Source organism: Arthrobacter sp. LAR12-1-1.1 (assembly GCF_040676555.1).
Lineage (GTDB): Bacteria > Actinomycetota > Actinomycetes > Actinomycetales > Micrococcaceae > Arthrobacter.
This window is the reverse complement of the sequence record NZ_JBEGIG010000056.1, coordinates 1-16,935: the sequence shown is the minus strand read 5'-3', so window position 1 is coordinate 16,935 and position 16,935 is coordinate 1. Positions and strand designations below refer to the sequence as shown.

Here is a 16,935-nt window from a genome sequence, read left to right as displayed (position 1 = left end):
ACCCGCACAAAATGTGGCAAAATTAGTCCTTGTGCCTGCTGGGTTGCGAACCTGCCACAGGGGGAGCGCTGCCAACAGCCCGGCACCCCGGTCCCGTCTATTCCTGACAGGGCCGGATTGACAAACTTTCGGCGGAAATTTCCGGGCGGCACATGCCCCCGGGCTTGGCCGCCGTAACCCAACGTGAGTGACCTGTGGCGTTCACCAGGAGTGGATCAATGCATATCCTCGATTCCGTAGATGCAGCCTCGCTGCGCACCGATGTTCCCGAGTTCCGCGCGGGTGACACCATCAAGGTTCACGTGAACATCATCGAAGGCAAGAACTCCCGCGTCCAGGTATTCCAGGGCTTCGTCCTGGGCCGCCACGGCGATGGCGTCCGCGAAACCTTCACCGTCCGCAAGGTCTCCTTCGGTGTCGGCGTGGAGCGTACCTTCCCGGTGCACTCCCCGATCATCGACAAGATCGAGCTCGTCTCCAAGGGTGACGTGCGCCGCGCCAAGCTTTACTACATGCGTAACCTGCGTGGTAAGGCCGCGAAGATCAAGGAAAAGCGCGACTTCCAGCCCGCCAAGTAAGTCCTTTCGACTTCCACGACAGGCTTCCACCGCGGGTCCACGGACCGTACCCGGTGCGTCAGCTAGTGCGGCGCCGGAGCTATCCGCAACAGCGCAATTTAGTTCACTACAGCGCCAAGGGATACGGAACATGGAACAGCCAAAACGCCAGCCCAGGAAACCGGGCTGGCGTTTTGCGTTGCTGGCCCTGGTGCTCGCCGTGGCCATCAGCGCCGTGGTCCGCTCATTGTGGCTGGACATCTTCTTCATCCCGTCCGCGTCCATGGAACCGCTCCTTCACACCGGGGACCGGATCCTGGTGGCACGGGCCGGCTTCCAGGCTGAACCCCTGGACAGGGGGGACGTCGTCGTCTTTGACGGCCGCGGCTCCTTCGCCCCGCTCAACAGCGGCAACGGCCCCGTGGTGGATGCTCTCGCCGAAGCCGGACGCTGGCTCGGCCTCGCGGGCAGCGACACCACGTATGTCAAGCGCGTCATCGGACTGCCCGGTGACCGCGTGGTTTGTTGCGATGCCGGCGGCCGGCTCACAGTCAACGGTCAGCAAGTTGCGGAACCGTACTTGTATCCGGGGGACACCCCGAGCGATATGAAGTTCGCTGTTGAGGTGCCGGCCGGACGGCTCTGGCTCATGGGGGACCACCGCTCCATGTCGGCCGATTCCCGGAGCCTCCTCGGTGCCCCCGGCGGCGGCATGGTGCCGCTCGAACGCGTCATTGGCAGACCGGTACAGATCATCTGGCCGCTTGATAGATTTGCAGCAGTAGCGCGGCCCGAACCGGCTGCGACAACGACGACGAACGGACAGTAGATGCCCGAAACCGAACCGCGCACTCCTGATCCGCAGGGCCAGGACCGACCCCGGGTTGCCGCCTCGGCGATCCCCGGGGACGAGCCGGCGGAGCAGCCCACCACCCGGCTGCCGCAGGCACAGGTCGCGGACGAGCACGCTGGTGCGGAGGCCGCGGCGCCGGCTGTTGTGCCGGCGCCGGCGTCGCAGGACGGCAGTGCCGGGGCGCGGCGGGCTGATCGGGGCGACAGGGACCGGACAGCCGGTCCCGCCCACGCAGATGCGTCCTCCCGCCGGGCCAGGAAGGCCAGGGCCCGTGAAGGGCGCAGCCCGCTCTTCCTGTGGCTGAAGGAGGTTGCCACGGTGGTCATCGTGGCGATCGTGCTGTCCTTCCTGATCAAGACCTTCCTGTTCCGGGCCTTCTACATCCCGTCCGAATCCATGGTCAACACCCTCGACGTGAACGACCGCATCTTCGTCAACCTCCTCGTGCCGGAGCCCATGGCGCTCCAACGCGGGGACGTGGTGGTGTTCCGGGACAGCCAGGGCTGGCTGGCCCCCGCAGCCCAGAAGACGAAGGGCCCGTTCACCTGGGTTCAGGACGGGCTGACGTTCGTCGGTCTGCTTCCGGACAACTCGGAACAGCACCTGGTCAAGCGCGTGATCGGGCTCCCCGGGGATCACGTGGTCTGCTGCGACGCCGGCGGACAGCTCACCGTCAACGGCGCGCCGCTTGATGAGAAGTACATCAATTCCGTCGAGATTCCCCAGGTCCGCGACTTCGACGTCGTCGTGCCCGCGGGCAAGGTCTGGGTCATGGGCGACAACCGCAACCACTCCGCGGATTCACGCGCCCATATGGACACCAACGGCGGCTTCGTCAACGAGTCCGACATCGAAGGCAAAGCCGCCGTCATAGCGTGGCCGCTGAACAGGATGTCGGTGCTGGACAACTATCCGGGCGTCTTCAGCAGCGTGCCCGCCCCGACCGGAAAGTAAGCCGCCCTTCATGTCAGTCGCCCCCACCCTCGACTACGAACGCCGCTTCCGCAGCTCCGGCGCCCGGCTTCTCGCGGGTATCGACGAGGTGGGCCGCGGTGCCCTCGCCGGCCCCGTCAGCGTGGGGATCGCCGTCGTCGACCTGCAACAGCAGAAGCTCCTGGCCGATGTCCGGGACAGCAAGCTGCTCAAGGTCGCGGACCGGGAGCGGCTGGTGCCGCTGGTCCGGGACTGGAGCGTCGCCTCCGCCGTGGGACATGCCTCCGCGAACGAGATTGACGAACTCGGAATCATCGCCGCCCTCCGGCTGGCCGGGAACCGGGCCTGGTTCGCGGTGCTCGCCGCCGGCATCAGGCCCGAGGTTGTCCTGCTGGACGGCAGCCACAACTGGCTCTCGCCCGATCTCCAGCCCTCACTCTTTGACGACGCCCCCGCCGAACCCGGCTGCGACGCCCCGGTGCACACGCTGGTCAAAGCCGACATGCAGTGCCTCAGCGTCGCCGCGGCCAGCATCATTGCGAAGGTCGAGCGCGATGCGATGATGTGCGAGCTGCACACCCAATACCCGGCCTACGGCTGGGACGAGAACAAGGGCTACGGCACCGCGGCGCACAAGGAAGCGCTGCGGACCGCCGGTCCCACGCCGTACCACCGGGTCAGCTGGCAGCTGCTCTAGCCTGCGGGCGCCGGCCCGTGGCACGCTGTGCCTCTCTGTGCCTCTCTGGGGCGCGCGGTGGCGCGCGGCCGACGCCGGATGGTGCAAGATGGAACCATGAGTGCCGAGGACCTTGAAAACTATGAGACCGACATGGAGCTACAGCTCTACCGCGAATACCGCGACGTCGTCGGGCTGTTCAGCTATGTGGTCGAGACCGAACGGCGTTTCTACCTTGCCAACCATGTTGACCTGCAGGCCCGCAGCGCCGACGGCGAGGTCTACTTCGATCTGACCCTGCAGGACGCCTGGGTGTGGGACGTCTACCGTTCCGCCCGCTTCGTCAAGAGCGTCCGCGTCATCACGTTCAAGGACGTCAACGTCGAGGAACTGCCGCGCAGCGAGGAGCTCGCCCTGCCCAAGGTCGAAGACCTGGGCAACTGACCCTGGCTTCCTAGTTTTCGGGCTTCCTAGCCCCTGGGTGCCGCAGCAGGGTTTCCCGATGCGGTCCAGGGCAATGCACCCGGGCCCAGATAGATACCGCCTTCCGCCGCCCGGGTGACGAGTGTGGGCAGTGGCAGAACCCCCATCAATTGCGCAGCGTTATGAAGCAATCTGCTATTTATTCATGAGCTTTTTTGATGAAGTAGACGTTTCCGTCCTCATCAGAGCGACTGACTCGATGTCGCGGACTGACAAGCGCGGCATGTCCTCAAGGTGTGACGCGAAGCCCTCGAGGCTGACGACGTACATGGCGGTCGGTTGTTGCTCGCAGAGCTGTATGGCAGCTCGCAGCTCGCAGCTCGTCAGGGTTGTCCAGGTCCCCAACGTTGAGCAAGTCACGTAGGGGCTATTTAACTCGCTCCAGCACGTCCTGAAGTTGATCATAAGGTTCTCTTCGTTGGCTGGTAGACGTTCACTCATTGGCTCTCTCCTCCCTGTTTAGATATTCGGTTACCTGCTGCGCAATCTCGTCGGTGATTCCCGTCTGCCAGGCGGTCTTGAACAGGGGCTGATCGGCATAGAAGTCTGAGTCATCATCGATAATGGCATACCGCGTAACTTCTGGATGCTGGTCCAGCCACATCTTCACCTCCTCGCCACGAAAACCTGTGTCTGCCGTCGGAGTCACGTCAAAGGTCTTGTAGACGTGTCGGTCGACCTCTTCCCGGCCGTCTTTGAAGATCCGCCATGTGGACGTAAGAACAACGGCTGCGTCAGTGTCGAGGATGATCTTGCTGACCCTGGACGCCAGGAACGGATCGATGCCCATGAAGCCGTGAAAGCTCTGTCGCGTACCCACGCGGTTGACGACTCCATCAATATCGAGGAAAAGTACTTTCATTCCTGTTTCTCCTGCGGTTCTTCTCGTCCTGCCTTGATTATGCGATCAGCAGTGCTGAACACCCTGCGGATACGCTTCTCGTCTGGCTTATTTCCCTGTAGCCAAGACTGGACGTAGTGACGGCTCTCGTCGGCGTCGAACTGATCAGTCGCCCCTGACTTGTTCATGATTAGGTAGGCCGACCCCTCGGCTTCGAACTGGAAGATCCCACGGTGATTGCCGTACTCTGCCAGCTTCTCGTCAGTTGTGTGACCGTGGACGATGTGGCTCAGCTCGTGCTGAATCGTCTTGAATGGATAGGCCGCGACCGGGTTGATGGCGAACCGCCTGTGTCGTGAGTAGCCCTTGGCGTTGCCGTTCAGACTCTGGTACGCCATGTCTTGATTCGCCAGGGAGCCGGGTGCACGTTCCTTGTTCCAAGTCGGTGCTTCATACTCCGGTAACGCTGCGACCTTTCCTCCGCCGCGACCGGGCCATGGGTTTTTCCACATAGCAAAAGTGTGCCCTCTGCCCGTCCTTGGCGGCCCGCCATGCTGGAGGTATGAGAGCTAAGGACGTGCTCGGCCGCCACGGGGAGGACCTCGCGGCGGATTACCTTCAAGCCCACGGCATGCAGATCGTGGAGCGGAACTGGCGCTGCCCTGAGGGTGAGATCGACATTGTCGCGTTTGATGGCGAAGCCGTGGTCATCGCCGAGGTGAAAACCCGCAAGTCCCTCGCCTACGGCCACCCCTTTGAAGCCGTGGGCGCGGACAAGCTGGCCAGGCTCCACCGGCTCGCGTCGGCGTGGTGTCGTGCCCAGGGGCTGCGCGCCCCACTGTGCCGCGTGGACGTGATCGCCGTGCTGGACGACGGCATCGGCGAGCCCGACGTCGAGCACCTCAGGGGTGTGGGGTAGATGGGCTTGGGCCGGACCTATTCGGTCGCGCTCGTGGGCCTCAACGGCTACATCGTCGAGGTCGAGGCCGACATCGGCCAGACCCTGCCGGCCTTTGTGATCCTTGGCCTGCCGGACGCCTCACTGAACGAGGCCAAGGAACGGATCCGCTCCGCGGCCCAGAACTCGGGGATCCCGCTGAGCCGTCGGAAAATTACGGCCAACCTCATCCCGGCGTCCCTGCCCAAACGCGGCTCGGGCTTCGACCTCGCCATCGCCATGGCGGTGCTGCTCGCGGCGAACGACATCCGGCCCACGGGGCGCACCGTCTTCATCGCCGAACTCGGCCTGGACGGCCGGCTGCGGCCCGTGCGGGGCATCCTTCCGGCCGTGATGGCCGCGGTACGGGCCGGCTACCCCGAGGTCGTCGTGGCCCGGGCCAACGTGGCGGAGGCCGAGCTCGTCCCCGGCGCGCAGGTCCGGGGCTATGCCACCCTGGCCCGGCTCGCCTTCGACTGCGGCGCGGACCCGCAGGACCTTGCCCTCGACTTCGAGCCCGGGTCCGAGGACTCCGACAGCCCCGATACAGGCAGCGGTCCCGCCCTGGCGCCGGACATGTGCGATGTCTCCGGCCAGGCCGCGGCGCGGCGCGCCCTGGAAGTGGCAGCTGCCGGTGCCCACCACTTGCTGCTGACCGGACCGCCGGGCGCCGGGAAGACTATGCTCGCCGAGCGGCTGCCCGGCCTGCTCCCGGATCTGGGCGACACCGAGGCCATGGAGGTCACCGCCATCCACTCGCTGTGTTCTTTGCCGTCGGGCTCTGTGCAGCTGCTGCGCCGGCCACCCTACGAGAACCCGCACCACACCGCGACCGCTGTGGCCATCATCGGTGGCGGGTCCGGGCTGCCGCGGCCCGGGGCAGCGTCCCGTGCACACCGCGGAGTGCTCTTCCTGGACGAAGCCCCGGAGTATGACCGCGGCGTCCTGGACGCCCTGCGGCAGCCGCTGGAAAGCGGTGAGCTGGTCATCCACCGCTCGGCCGGGTCAGCGGCCTATCCCGCCCGATTTCAGCTGGTCCTCGCAGCCAACCCCTGTCCGTGCGGGAAGGCAACCGGCAAAGGGGTGGACTGCATCTGCACCCCCACCATGCGCCGCCGGTACCAGGCCCGGATGTCCGGGCCCCTGTTGGACCGGGTCGATATCCAGCTCGAAGTCGAGCGGGTGTCGCTGGCCGGATTCGGCCAGCCTACAGCCGAGGAGGGAACCGCCAGCATCGCGGAACGGGTCCGGGCGGCCCGGAGCCGTCAGCTGGACCGGCTGCTGCCGTTCGGGATGGAAACCAACGCGCAGGTGCCGGGGCGGCTGCTCCGTGGGGCCCTGCGGCTCGATGCCCCCACCACCCGCATCCTGGACTACGCGCTGGAGCGCGGTGTGCTGACCGCACGCGGCTACGACCGCGTGCTGCGCCTCGCCTGGACCCTTGCGGACCTCTCCCGGCGCGACGTTCCGGACGGGGACGACGTCGGGCGGGCGCTGGGCCTCCGCCAGGCCGCCGCGGCCTCACCCTGAGCCTGCCGGCGCGAATCAGCACCCGTAGCCACGCGAAAGGAACCACCATGATCGATGACGAACGAACAGCCCGGGCCGCCCTGTCCCGACTATTCGAGCCGCAGGACGCGGCGGCGCTGGCACTCGTGCGGGCCGCGGGAACGCAGGACGCCCTGCGGATTGCCAGCGGCCGGCTCGCAGCCGGTCCCGAGCTTGAGCAGGAGATGACCGGAATCCTGTCGGACAGCGGCTCCGGTGGGGGCTGGTCAGGGCTCACGGAGGCGCTGAAGCGTTGGGCCCCGCGCGTGCCCGACCTAGCACCGGAGCGGGACCTGGCCACCATGCAGCGGCTCGGCGGACGGATCCTCATTCCCACAGACGACTTGTGGCCGCGGCAGCTGGCGGACCTCGAACTCAAGGAACCCCTGTGCCTGTGGTGGCGCGGAGTGGAACAGGAGCTGCCCCCGGCGGCCCGGTCCATTGCTCTGGTGGGCTCCCGGGACAGCACCAGCTACGGGGCATCGGTGACGGGCGATCTCGCGTACTCGCTGGCCCAGCGCGGCTTCACGATCGTCTCCGGCGGTGCCTACGGGATTGACGCCCACGCCCACAGGGCGGCCATGGCCGGAAGCACGGGCGGCGTGCCCACCATTGCCGTCATGGCCGGGGGAGTGGACCGCTTCTACCCGTCCGGCAACGAGGACTTACTCCGGGCCGTGGCGGACCACGGCGCGGTCTTGGCCGAGGTCCCGCCCGGGTCCGCGCCCACCCGCTACCGGTTCCTGCAGCGCAACCGCCTCATTGCGGCATTGGCCTCTGTAACGGTCGTCGTCGAGGCCCGGTGGCGCTCCGGCGCCCTCAACACCGCCCACCATGCCGAAAGCCTGGGCCGGGCCGTGGGCGCCGTGCCCGGATCCATCCACAGCGCCAACTCCGCCGGCTGCCACCGGCTCCTGCGCGAAGGCGGGGCCGTGTGCGTCACGGATGCCGGGGAAATCGCCGAACTCGCCTCCCCGAGCGGCGAGGGGGTGCCCCCGGACAAGGCAGGCCGGGCTGAGGCCCACGACGGCCTGACCCTGGAGGACCTGATCCTGCTCGATGCCCTGCCGCTGCGCACCACCAGCTCGGTCGAGAAGCTGGCCACGGTGGCCGGTCTGGGCCCGGACTCAGTCCGCGCCGGGCTTGGCAGGCTGGGGCTGCTGGGCCTGGCCGAATCCCGGCACGGCGGCTGGAAACGCTCCGGGAAAGCGGACTGAGGTGATGAGCGCCGCCGGGAAGGCGCGGCTCGCCGACCGGCTCCTTGAATGCCCCGGGAATACTGCCACAGTAGGAGGGTGCCTACACAGGATCCCCCCGCCGCGCTGCCCACCTCGCTGGACGGCGCCGCCGCACGCTTCGGCCGCTACCTGGAAGCGGAGCGGGGCCGGTCCGCCCATACCGTCCGGGCCTATCTCTCCGACGTCGAAAGCCTGCTGGCGCACGCCGCGACCGAGGGGGTCCAGGATCTTGCCGGGCTGGAGCTTGGGACCCTCCGGCGCTGGCTCGGCGCCCAGAGCGAGTCCGGCAAGTCCCGCGCCACCCTGGCCCGCCGCGCCGCCACCGCCAGGGCCTTCACCGCCTGGGCTGTCCGCGAGGAGCTGATTGAAGCCGACCCCGCCCTGCGGCTCAAGGCCCCAAAGCGGGAGAAGTCCCTGCCCGGGGTCCTGCACCAGCAACAGGTCCGGAGGCTCGTGGACGACGCTGAATCCGCTTCGGCCGAGGGCGAACCTCTGGCACTGCGTAACCGCGCCATGGTGGAGATGCTCTACGCCACCGGTGTCCGCGTTGGCGAGCTGGCCGGCATGGACGTGGACGACCTCGACCCCGACCGCAGAACCCTCCGGGTGCTCGGCAAGGGCAACAAGGAACGCACGGTGCCCTACGGGCTGCCGGCTGCCCTCGCCCTCGACGACTGGCTCCGCCGCGGCCGGCCGGCCCTCGCCACCGGGACCAGCGGCCCCGCGCTCTTCCTAGGCGCGCGCGGCGGAAGGGTGGACCAGCGCCAGGTCCGCAGCGTGGTCAAAGAGATGCTGGAGCGGCTGGGGGACACCGCCGCCACCGGACCGCACGCCTTGCGGCACTCCGCAGCGACCCACCTGCTCGACGGCGGGGCGGACCTGCGTGCCGTGCAGGAAATCCTCGGGCACAGCAGCCTTGCCACCACCCAGATCTACACCCACGTGTCCGTCGAGAGACTCCGGCAAAGCTACCAGCAGGCGCACCCCCGGGCCTAAGGATCGCCCGGCACAGGGATGCCCGGACCGGCCCGGATAGGGGTCCGCGGAGACGGGCGCGGCGCGCCGGAAAAGACGCGCCGAATCGCACTGGCGTAATTAGGAGGCGTAGGGCAGAATAAAACTCACGCCCGGGAAGTTTCAAGTTGAACTTGAAGCTGGAATGCACCACGTCCCAGCTTCGAACCCGGTTGTATAAAGTAGTCTGGCAGGAACCGCTGGCATGATTTCGGATCCGCGCAACAGACAGACATCCAGGCACAGGTCGTTGGGGAAGACGTACCTACAGCTATGGAGGATGGAATGTCTGTTGCACTGACCCGAGGTGTGTTGTTTGTTCACTCGGCCCCGACTGCCTTGTGCCCCCACGTTGAGTGGGCCATAGGGTCCGTCGTGGACAAGCGGACGGACTTGGAGTGGACCGCTCAGCCTGCCGCGCCCGGAATGTTCCGGGCCGAGCTGTCGTGGACCGGAACGCCGGGCACGGGGGCTCAATTGGCGTCCGCTCTGCGCGGCTGGGCGCACCTGCGCTACGAAGTCACCGAAGAACCGAGCCAGGGAGTCGACGGCGGCCGCTGGTCGCACACCCCGGAGCTGGGGATCTTCCACGCCACCACCGACGTCCACGGCAACATCATGGTTTCCGAGGACCGCATCCGCTACGCCTACGAATCCGGCGCCGGCGACCCCTCCGCCGTGTACCACGAACTCTCGCTCGCCCTCGGGGAGGCCTGGGATGAGGAACTCGAGCCCTTCCGGCACGCCGCAGAAGGCGCCCCCGTGCGCTGGCTCCACCAGGTCGGCTAGGGCCTCACCAGTCGCTACACCGCAGCAATTCCATAGCTAGGCGCCAAAAGGCAGATGGCGGCAATGTTCACGAAGAACATTGCCGCCATCTGCTATCTCGGCGTGCTGTGGGCAGGTGCAGCTACACGCTGCGTACCGCGATGACGGCGTTGTGGCCGCCGAAGCCGAACGAGTTGCTCAGTGCGGCGATGCTGCCGGCGGGCAGGTCGCGGGCCGTAGTGACGACGTCGAGCGGGATTTCCGGGTCCTGGTTCTCGAGGTTGATGGTCACCGGCGCCTTGCGGTCGTAGATGGCCATCACGGTCAGCACGGCTTCCACGGCCCCGGAGGCGCCAAGCAGGTGCCCCATCTGGGACTTGGTGGCCGAGACTGCGACGGTGTCCACGTGCTTGCCCAGTGCGGCTTTGAGGGCCGCGTACTCGGGCTTGTCGCCGACCGGGGTGGAGGTGGCGTGCGCGTTGACGTGGACGATGTCTTCGGGCTGGATGCGGCCGTCGAACATCGCAGCCTTCAGCGCGCGGGTGGCGCCCAGGCCCTCGGGGTCCGGGGCGGTGATGTGGTAGGCGTCGGCGGTGACCGAGGTGCCGGCCAGTTCGGCGTAGATCCGGGCGCCGCGGGCCAGGGCGTGTTCCTCGGCCTCGAGCACCAGGGCACCGGCACCCTCGCCCATGACGAAGCCGTCGCGGTCACGGTCGTAGGGCCGTGAGGCGTGCTCGGGATCGTCGTTGCGGCGCGAGAGGGCCTGCATGGAGGCGAACGCGGCGATCGGCATCGGGTGGATGGCGGCTTCGGCGCCGCCGCAGACGACGACGTCTGCCTTGCCGGCACGGATCAGGTCCAGGCCAACATGGACGGCTTCGGTGCCGGACGCGCAGGCGGAAACGGGGGTGTGGGCGCCGGCGCGGGCTCCCAGGTCCAGGCTCACAGCCGCGGCCGGACCGTTGGGCATCAGCATGGGCACGGTCATGGGCAGGACACGGCGGGGACCCTTTTCGCGCAGGGTGTCCCAGGCGTCCAGAAGGGTCCAGACGCCGCCAATGCCGGTCGCGAAAGCCACCGCCAAACGGTCGTGGTCGATTTCGGTGATGCCGGAGTCGGCCCAGGCCTCGCGGGCCGCGACCACGGCGAACTGGGTGGACGGGTCCATGCGCTTGGCTTCGACCCGGGACAGGACATCTAGGGCCGGGGTGGAGGCGCGTGCGGCGAAGTGGACGGGCAGCTCGTACTTGGCCACCCAATCGTCCTCAAGCGTGTGCGCGCCGGAGACGCCCTTGAGCGCGTTCTTCCACATCGTGGGGACATCGCCGCCGATGGGTGTGGTGGCACCCAGACCGGTAATGACTACTTTGCGTGCCATGGGATCACTCTCTGTCGGTGCGCCTGCCGTATCCGGAACCGCGAACGGGATGGCCGGGGCCTGCGAGGGGAAACTTTCGGGTCATGCACTTGATGGTGGTCCGGTCCGGGCACTGCTGCAGCGCCCGGACCGGGCACCTGGGTCCGCCGTTGCCGGCGGAAGCCAGACTAGGCCTGGGCGTTGGAGATGAAGCTGACGGCGTCGCCGACGGTCTTGAGGTTCTTGACCTCTTCGTCCGGGATGCGGACGCCGAACTTCTCTTCGGCGTTGACCACGATGGTCATCATCGAGATGGAGTCGATGTCCAGGTCCTCGGTGAAGGACTTGTCCATTTCGACAGCCTCCGTGGCCAGGCCGGTCTCTTCGTTGACGATTTCAGCCAGGCCGGCCAGGATTTCTTCGTTGCTAGCCATTGATGGCTCCTTTTCTGGTTGTTGCCCCCGGCTGCCGGTGGAATGCCGGCAGCCGGGGGCGGACATGATTCAAACCGAGGGTTCGGCTTGGTGCGGGAATGCTTGCTGAGCACAGCATGGGGGCGAGCCCCGAAAGTGAAGGACATGCGGTGCCAAGGTGAAACGGGCGGAACGTATTCAGTTCGGAAAAACGGTGGCTGCCTAAGGAAGCACGACCACCTGGGCGCCGAAGACCAGTCCGGCTCCGAAGCCGATCTGCAGCGCCAGCCCGCCGCTGAGCTCGGGGTTTTCCTCAAGCAGGCGGTGGGTGGCCAGGGGGATGGACGCCGCCGACGTGTTACCGGCGTCGGCGATGTCGCGGGCGATCTTGACGGACTCGGGCAGCTGCAGCTTCTTGGCCATCTCGTCAATGATGCGCATGTTGGCTTGGTGCGGGATGAACGCGGCAAGGTCCTCGGAGCGGACGCCGGCGGCGTCCAGGGCCTGCTGGGCCACCTTGGCCATCTCCCACACCGCCCAGCGGAAGACCGTCTGGCCGTCCTGGCGCAGGGTCGGCCACAGCGACGCGTCCGTAACTGCCGCTTCCTCATCGCTGACGGCGGCACCGTGCTTGCCGGTCAGGGCGAGCTCGCGGATGTCCAGCATGGAGTGGGTCATGCCGATGGCATCCCACTTGCTGCCGTCCGAACCCCAGACTGAAGGGCCGATGCCCGGCGTCTCGGAAGGGCCGATCACGACGGCGCCCGCGCCGTCGCCGAGCAGGAAGGAGATGGTCCGTTCCGTGTTGTCGATGACGTCGGAGAGCTTCTCGGCACCGACCACCAGGACATAGGCGGCCGCGCCGGAGCGCACCAGGGCGTCGCCCTGGGCGATGCCGTAGCAGTAGCCGGCACACGCCGCGGAGATGTCGAACGCCGGGGCCGGCGTCGCGCCGAGGCGGTCGGCGAGGCTCGCGGCAGCGGAGGGGGTCGCGTACGGGTGGGTCACCGTGGAAACGATCACGGCGCCGAGCTGGGAGGCCTCGATGCCGGCCTTTTGCAGCGCCTCACGTGCGGCGCCCTCGGCCATGTCAATCACGCTGACATCGGCGGGCGCGCGGTGCCGGGTGACGATGCCCGTGCGCTGGCGGATCCACTCATCCGAGGAATCGATCCACTGGCACACGTCCTCGTTCGTCACGATCACGCTGGGCCGGTAGGCACCGACACCCATGATGCGGGTGTTTTCCTGCACGGGGGCCTGCTTCAGTGTGGGAACGCTCATGCCCCTCCCTCCAATTCTGCAAATAGGGCCAGGGCCGCGGAGAGATCGTCCGGGGTCTTGACGGTGACGGTCTTGACGCCGGGCATGCCGCGCTTGGCCAGGCCTGCCAGTGTTCCGGCGGGAGCCAGTTCGATCACGCCGGTCACCCCGCGTTGCACCATCGTCTCCATGCAGAGATCCCAGCGGACCGGACGGGAGACCTGGGCGATGAGGCTGTCGACGGCGGCAGCACCCTCGGTGACTTCCGCGCCGTCGAAGTTGGACAGCAGCGGTACCTGCGGGTTCTGGGGGTGCAGTGACGGGCGCAGGGCCTGCAGGGCAGCACCGGCGGGGGCCATGTGCGAGGTGTGGAACGCGCCCGCGACCTTCAGCGGAATGACCCGGGCCTTGGCCGGCGGGTTCTCGGCGAGGGCCTTGAGCTGCTCCAGGGTGCCGGCGGCGACGGTCTGGCCGGCCCCGTTGACGTTGGCGGCGGTGGCCCCGGCGGCGCTGATGGCAGCCAGGACGTCCGCGGGGTCGCCGCCCACGACGGCGCTCATGCCGGTCGGGGTGGCGGCAGCGGCAGCGGCCATGCTGTTGGCGCGTTCGCGGACAAACGTCATGGCTTCGGTTTCCGTCAGCACACCGGCGAGCGAGGCCGCGGTGATTTCGCCGACGGAGTGGCCGGCGAGGATGACCGGAAGCGTGCCGAGTTCGACGTCGAACAGTGACTTTGCGGTCACCAGGCCTGCGGCGACGATCAGGGGCTGCGCTACCGCAGTGTCCTTGATGGTCTCCTCATCGGAGGTGGTGCCGTGGGCGGTGAGGTCGATGCCTGCTATTTCGCTGAGGGAGGCCAAAAGGCCTGCGACGGGTGGCAGTTCCAGCCAGGGGGCCAGAAAACCAGGGGTCTGGGAGCCCTGTCCAGGGCAGACGATTGCAAGCACGTAACCAGCTTTCCAAATTACCGCGTGAACATTCGTGTTTTCATGCACCAAGCTCACTGGGTCAGTTTGTAGGAAGTCTACAACGGTTCAGGAGCCGTTGCGGGGAGGCTGCCGCTCCGTGGGGGCCTTCGGCGGGGTCGAAAGCCGGCCCACGACGAGGGCGGTCTGGAGCACGAACGCCTCCCGCGGCAGCAGCGGATCCCAGCCTGTGACGTCGCAGACGCGCTTGAGCCGGTAGCGCACGGTGTTGGCGTGGACGAAGAGTTCGCGGGCCGTCGCCTCGAGCGAATGGCCGAGTTCGAGGTACGTTCCGAGGGTCTCCACCAGCCCGTTGGAGGCGGCCAGCAGCGGACGGTAGATGTTCTTGACCAGCGAGCGGCGGGCGGCGTCGTCGCCGGAGATCACGCGCTCGGGGAGCAGGTCATCGGCCGCTACCGGGCGCGGCGCGGAAGGCCAGGCGCGGGCGGCGGTGAGGCCGGCAAAGGCTGACTGGGCGGAGCCGCTGGCTTCGAGGAGGGAACCGGCCTCCGGGCCGTAGACCACCGGGCCGGGGGCAAAGAGTTCGCTGAGCTTCAGGTACGCGGTCTCCCGGTCGTGGACCCCGCCGAGGATGAGGATGAGCCGGTCGCCCTGGATCCCCACGAGGGCGTCCTCGGCGAAGCGCCCCGCGGTGCGCCGCAGTTCGCTGACGTAGCTGGCGCTTGGTTCGGACGGGGAATTCCCAACCATCACGGTGAAGCGTTCCTGCGCTTTCCAGCCCAGGGCCGCGATCCTGGACCGCAGCGCGTCCGTGTTTTCGCCGCGGAGGATGGCATCGACAATCAAGGCTTCCAGGCGGGTGTCCCAGGAGCCGCGGGACTCCGCGGCGCGGGCATAGACGTCGGCGGCCGCGAATGCGACTTCCCGCGAGTAGCGCAGCACGGCTTCCCGGAGGGCCCCCTGGTCCGCCTCCGGGGCGATGACCGGGACCTGGTCTTCTACGACTTCTACGACGATCCGGATCAGCTGGAGCGCCTTCTGGAGGCTGATGGAGCGGGTCAGTTCGGTGGGTGCGGTGCCGAAGACGTCGGAAAGGATCCACGACGGCGAGCTCGGCCGCTCGTACCATGTGACGAAGGCCGCGATGCCGTTCTGGGCCACCATGCCCAGGGCGGAACGTTCATCCGAGTTCAGCCGGCCGTACCACGGCAGGGACTTCTCAAGCTGGCGCAGCGTCGTCGTCGACAGCTGGCCCACGCTGGCCCGGAGCTTCTTGAGGGTTTCGGCCTTCTCCGGAGTCATCGCCCTCGAGGCCGGTTTGCGTTTTTCGGGAGTGGTGATCGGCTCTGCCATGCATTGAGCATACGGGGCGCACCGTCCAAGCTCCATTTGTGCGAAGGCTACAACTGCCGTTGTCCTGCATCACAGCGTCCCTGGCGCGGCCCCGGAGAGGAGCCGGAGCGGTTAAACGCCCGACGGCGGCCCCCACCAACAGGTGAGAACCGCCGTCGAACTTTGCTGGCGTGCTTAGGAGTCGCCGCCCGCGTTGCCGGTGGTGCCGGCGTTGACGTTGTGCAGGCGGTACTTCTCGATGGCCTGGGCAGGCGCCTCGGCATCCACTTCGCCCCGGCGGGCCAGCATCTGAAGGGAACGGACCACAACCGAATGGATGTCGTTCTTGAAGAAGCGGCGCGCCGCGGCGCGGGTGTCGGAGAAGCCGAAGCCGTCGGCGCCGAGCGAGGCGAACTCGTTCGGGAGGAACTGGCGGATCTGGTCCGGCACGGCCTTCATGTAGTCCGTGACTGCCACGATCGGCCCGGTGGCGCCGGCGAGCTGCTGGGTCACGAACGGGACGCGGGCAGGCTGGCCGGGGTTGAGGAAGGCTTCTTCCTCGGCGGCCATGGCGTCGCGGCGCAGTTCGGTCCAGGACGTCACGGACCAGACGTCGGCGGAGACGCCCCAGTCCTCGGCCAGGATCCGCTGGGCTTCGAGGGCCCAGGGAACGGACACGCCGGAGGCAAGGATCTGCGTGCGCGGGCCGTCAATCTTGGCCGGCGCCAGCAGGTAGATGCCCTTGATGATGCCCTCGACATCAAGTTCCGCCGGTGCCGGCGGCTGCACGATCGGCTCGTTGTAGACAGTGATGTAGTACATCACGTTCCGCGACGGGTCGTTGTCGGCCGGGCCGGGACCGTACATCCGGTTGAGGCCGTCGCGCACGATGACGCCCATCTCGTAGCCGTATGCCGGGTCGTAGGTGATGACGGCCGGGTTGGTCGCGGCCAGGATGGGGGAGTGGCCGTCGGCGTGCTGCAGGCCTTCGCCGGTCAGGGTGGTGCGGCCGGCGGTGGCGCCGATGATGAACCCGCGGGTCATCTGGTCCGCGGCGGCCCAGAAGGAATCGCCGGTGCGCTGGAACCCGAACATCGAGTAGAACACGTAGACCGGGATGAGCGGTTCGCCGTGAGTGGCGTAGGACGTTCCGGCGGCGGTGAACGCTGCCACGGAACCGGCCTCGTTGATGCCGGCGTGCACGATCTGGCCGGAGATGGACTCCTTGTACGCCAGGACGAGTTCGCGGTCCACGGAGAGGTAGTTCTGGCCGTTCGGGTTGTAGATCTTCGCCGTCGGGAAGAACGCGTCCATGCCGAAGGTCCGTGCCTCATCCGGAATGATCGGCACAATCCGCTTGCCGAACTCCTTGTCCCGCATGAGGTCCTTGAGCAGGCGGACAAACGCCATGGTGGTGGCGGCGTGCTGCTTGCCGGAGCCGCGGTTGGCGACTTCGTAGACCTTCTCATCCGGGAGGGTGACGTCGACGTGCTTGGAGCGCCGCTCGGGGACGAAGCCGCCGAGTTCCTTGCGGCGGCCCATCAGGTACTGGATCTCGGGGGAGTCCATGCCGGGGTGGTAGTACGGCGGCCGGTAGAGGTCCGCTTCCAGCTGCTCGTCGGTGATCGGGATGCGCAGGTGGTCGCGGAAGGCCTTCAGGTCGGCCATCGTGAGCTTCTTCATCTGGTGGGTCGCGTTGCGGCCCTCGAAGTGCGTGCCCAGGCCGTAGCCCTTGACCGTGTGGGCCAGGATGACCGTGGGCTTGCCCTTGAACTCGGTCGCGGCCTTGTAGGCGG

At 67.4% G+C, this 16,935-nt stretch carries 18 protein-coding genes; 10 read left to right on the top strand and 8 right to left on the bottom strand.

Annotation, left to right across the window (positions count from 1 at the left end):
• Positions 1 to 218: 218 nt before the first annotated feature.
• The 5 genes from rplS (at position 219) to MRBLAR12_RS20025 (ending at position 3,463) form a co-directional block, all read left to right on the top strand.
• Positions 219 to 578, top strand: coding sequence for a 50S ribosomal protein L19 (gene rplS / locus MRBLAR12_RS20045; protein WP_090578701.1), 360 nt, complete (start codon positions 219 to 221; stop codon positions 576 to 578).
• A gap of 130 nt (positions 579 to 708) precedes the next feature.
• A complete protein-coding gene (gene lepB, locus MRBLAR12_RS20040; RefSeq protein WP_364747951.1) occupies positions 709 to 1,386 on the top strand; it encodes a signal peptidase I in 678 nt (225 codons plus the stop codon).
• Positions 1,387 to 2,364 (top strand): signal peptidase I, encoded by a 978-nt coding sequence (gene lepB, locus MRBLAR12_RS20035; protein WP_364747948.1) that lies wholly within the window; start codon positions 1,387 to 1,389, stop codon positions 2,362 to 2,364.
• A 10-nt stretch (positions 2,365 to 2,374) separates the two neighbouring features.
• Positions 2,375 to 3,040 (top strand): ribonuclease HII, encoded by a 666-nt coding sequence (locus tag MRBLAR12_RS20030; RefSeq protein ID WP_229992657.1) that lies wholly within the window; start codon positions 2,375 to 2,377, stop codon positions 3,038 to 3,040.
• 96 nt (positions 3,041 to 3,136) lie between these two features.
• The gene (locus MRBLAR12_RS20025) at positions 3,137 to 3,463 is read left to right on the top strand and encodes a DUF2469 domain-containing protein (RefSeq protein WP_018773443.1); all 327 of its coding nucleotides are present in this window, start codon (positions 3,137 to 3,139) and stop codon (positions 3,461 to 3,463) included.
• Positions 3,464 to 3,935: 472 nt separating this feature from the next.
• Here the strand turns inward: MRBLAR12_RS20025 and MRBLAR12_RS20020 are convergent, their stop codons facing one another.
• On the bottom strand, positions 3,936 to 4,364 hold the full coding sequence (locus MRBLAR12_RS20020; protein WP_229992656.1) for an HAD domain-containing protein: 429 nt from the start codon (positions 4,362 to 4,364) through the stop codon (positions 3,936 to 3,938).
• A complete protein-coding gene (locus tag MRBLAR12_RS20015; protein WP_229992655.1) occupies positions 4,361 to 4,855 on the bottom strand; it encodes a hypothetical protein in 495 nt (164 codons plus the stop codon). The genes MRBLAR12_RS20020 and MRBLAR12_RS20015 overlap by 4 nt, the downstream gene beginning before the upstream one ends.
• A gap of 50 nt (positions 4,856 to 4,905) precedes the next feature.
• Here MRBLAR12_RS20015 and MRBLAR12_RS20010 point away from each other — a divergent pair, with 50 nt between their 5' ends.
• From MRBLAR12_RS20010 to MRBLAR12_RS19990, 5 genes are all read left to right on the top strand, one after another.
• Entirely contained in the window at positions 4,906 to 5,262 is a 357-nt protein-coding gene (locus MRBLAR12_RS20010; RefSeq protein ID WP_229992654.1) for a YraN family protein, read from the top strand.
• The gene (locus MRBLAR12_RS20005) at positions 5,263 to 6,810 is read left to right on the top strand and encodes a YifB family Mg chelatase-like AAA ATPase (RefSeq protein WP_229992653.1); all 1,548 of its coding nucleotides are present in this window, start codon (positions 5,263 to 5,265) and stop codon (positions 6,808 to 6,810) included.
• A gap of 47 nt (positions 6,811 to 6,857) precedes the next feature.
• Positions 6,858 to 8,045, top strand: coding sequence for a DNA-processing protein DprA (gene dprA / locus MRBLAR12_RS20000; protein WP_364747943.1), 1,188 nt, complete (start codon positions 6,858 to 6,860; stop codon positions 8,043 to 8,045).
• A gap of 48 nt (positions 8,046 to 8,093) precedes the next feature.
• Entirely contained in the window at positions 8,094 to 9,062 is a 969-nt protein-coding gene (locus MRBLAR12_RS19995; RefSeq protein ID WP_414645549.1) for a tyrosine recombinase XerC, read from the top strand.
• Positions 9,063 to 9,365: 303 nt separating this feature from the next.
• On the top strand, positions 9,366 to 9,869 hold the full coding sequence (locus MRBLAR12_RS19990; RefSeq protein WP_026266435.1) for a DUF3145 domain-containing protein: 504 nt from the start codon (positions 9,366 to 9,368) through the stop codon (positions 9,867 to 9,869).
• 121 nt (positions 9,870 to 9,990) lie between these two features.
• Here MRBLAR12_RS19990 and fabF read toward each other — a convergent pair whose 3' ends face one another.
• The 6 genes from fabF to MRBLAR12_RS19960 form a co-directional block, all read right to left on the bottom strand.
• Positions 9,991 to 11,226, bottom strand: a complete 1,236-nt coding sequence (gene fabF / locus MRBLAR12_RS19985; RefSeq protein WP_229996011.1) for a beta-ketoacyl-ACP synthase II — start codon at positions 11,224 to 11,226, stop codon at positions 9,991 to 9,993.
• Positions 11,227 to 11,393: 167 nt separating this feature from the next.
• Complete coding sequence (locus tag MRBLAR12_RS19980) at positions 11,394 to 11,639, bottom strand: acyl carrier protein (protein ID WP_079554778.1); 246 nt, start codon at positions 11,637 to 11,639, stop codon at positions 11,394 to 11,396.
• 201 nt (positions 11,640 to 11,840) lie between these two features.
• Entirely contained in the window at positions 11,841 to 12,902 is a 1,062-nt protein-coding gene (locus MRBLAR12_RS19975; protein WP_229996012.1) for a beta-ketoacyl-ACP synthase III, read from the bottom strand.
• Positions 12,899 to 13,828 (bottom strand): ACP S-malonyltransferase, encoded by a 930-nt coding sequence (locus MRBLAR12_RS19970; protein WP_229996013.1) that lies wholly within the window; start codon positions 13,826 to 13,828, stop codon positions 12,899 to 12,901. Before MRBLAR12_RS19970 ends, MRBLAR12_RS19975 begins: the two co-directional genes overlap by 4 nt.
• Positions 13,829 to 13,915: 87 nt before the next feature.
• Positions 13,916 to 15,160, bottom strand: a complete 1,245-nt coding sequence (locus tag MRBLAR12_RS19965) for a PucR family transcriptional regulator (RefSeq protein WP_229996014.1) — start codon at positions 15,158 to 15,160, stop codon at positions 13,916 to 13,918.
• A 174-nt stretch (positions 15,161 to 15,334) separates the two neighbouring features.
• The coding region (locus tag MRBLAR12_RS19960; protein ID WP_414645548.1) for a transketolase-like TK C-terminal-containing protein at positions 15,335 to 16,935 on the bottom strand (1,601 nt) is incomplete at its 5' end.

Coding starts and splice junctions, on each gene's coding strand:
- lepB (WP_364747948.1), top strand. CDS start 1,387: ATGCCCGAAACCGAACCGCGCACTCCTGATCCGCAGGGCCAGGACCGA.
- MRBLAR12_RS20005 (WP_229992653.1), top strand. CDS start 5,263: ATGGGCTTGGGCCGGACCTATTCGGTCGCGCTCGTGGGCCTCAACGGC.
- MRBLAR12_RS19975 (WP_229996012.1), bottom strand. CDS start 12,902: ATGAGCGTTCCCACACTGAAGCAGGCCCCCGTGCAGGAAAACACCCGC.
- MRBLAR12_RS20015 (WP_229992655.1), bottom strand. CDS start 4,855: ATGTGGAAAAACCCATGGCCCGGTCGCGGCGGAGGAAAGGTCGCAGCG.
- MRBLAR12_RS20010 (WP_229992654.1), top strand. CDS start 4,906: ATGAGAGCTAAGGACGTGCTCGGCCGCCACGGGGAGGACCTCGCGGCG.
- fabF (WP_229996011.1), bottom strand. CDS start 11,226: ATGGCACGCAAAGTAGTCATTACCGGTCTGGGTGCCACCACACCCATC.
- MRBLAR12_RS19990 (WP_026266435.1), top strand. CDS start 9,366: ATGTCTGTTGCACTGACCCGAGGTGTGTTGTTTGTTCACTCGGCCCCG.
- lepB (WP_364747951.1), top strand. CDS start 709: ATGGAACAGCCAAAACGCCAGCCCAGGAAACCGGGCTGGCGTTTTGCG.
- dprA (WP_364747943.1), top strand. CDS start 6,858: ATGATCGATGACGAACGAACAGCCCGGGCCGCCCTGTCCCGACTATTC.
- MRBLAR12_RS19980 (WP_079554778.1), bottom strand. CDS start 11,639: ATGGCTAGCAACGAAGAAATCCTGGCCGGCCTGGCTGAAATCGTCAAC.
- MRBLAR12_RS19995 (WP_414645549.1), top strand. CDS start 8,094: ATGCCCCGGGAATACTGCCACAGTAGGAGGGTGCCTACACAGGATCCC.
- MRBLAR12_RS20025 (WP_018773443.1), top strand. CDS start 3,137: ATGAGTGCCGAGGACCTTGAAAACTATGAGACCGACATGGAGCTACAG.
- MRBLAR12_RS20020 (WP_229992656.1), bottom strand. CDS start 4,364: ATGAAAGTACTTTTCCTCGATATTGATGGAGTCGTCAACCGCGTGGGT.
- MRBLAR12_RS19965 (WP_229996014.1), bottom strand. CDS start 15,160: ATGGCAGAGCCGATCACCACTCCCGAAAAACGCAAACCGGCCTCGAGG.
- MRBLAR12_RS20030 (WP_229992657.1), top strand. CDS start 2,375: ATGTCAGTCGCCCCCACCCTCGACTACGAACGCCGCTTCCGCAGCTCC.
- rplS (WP_090578701.1), top strand. CDS start 219: ATGCATATCCTCGATTCCGTAGATGCAGCCTCGCTGCGCACCGATGTT.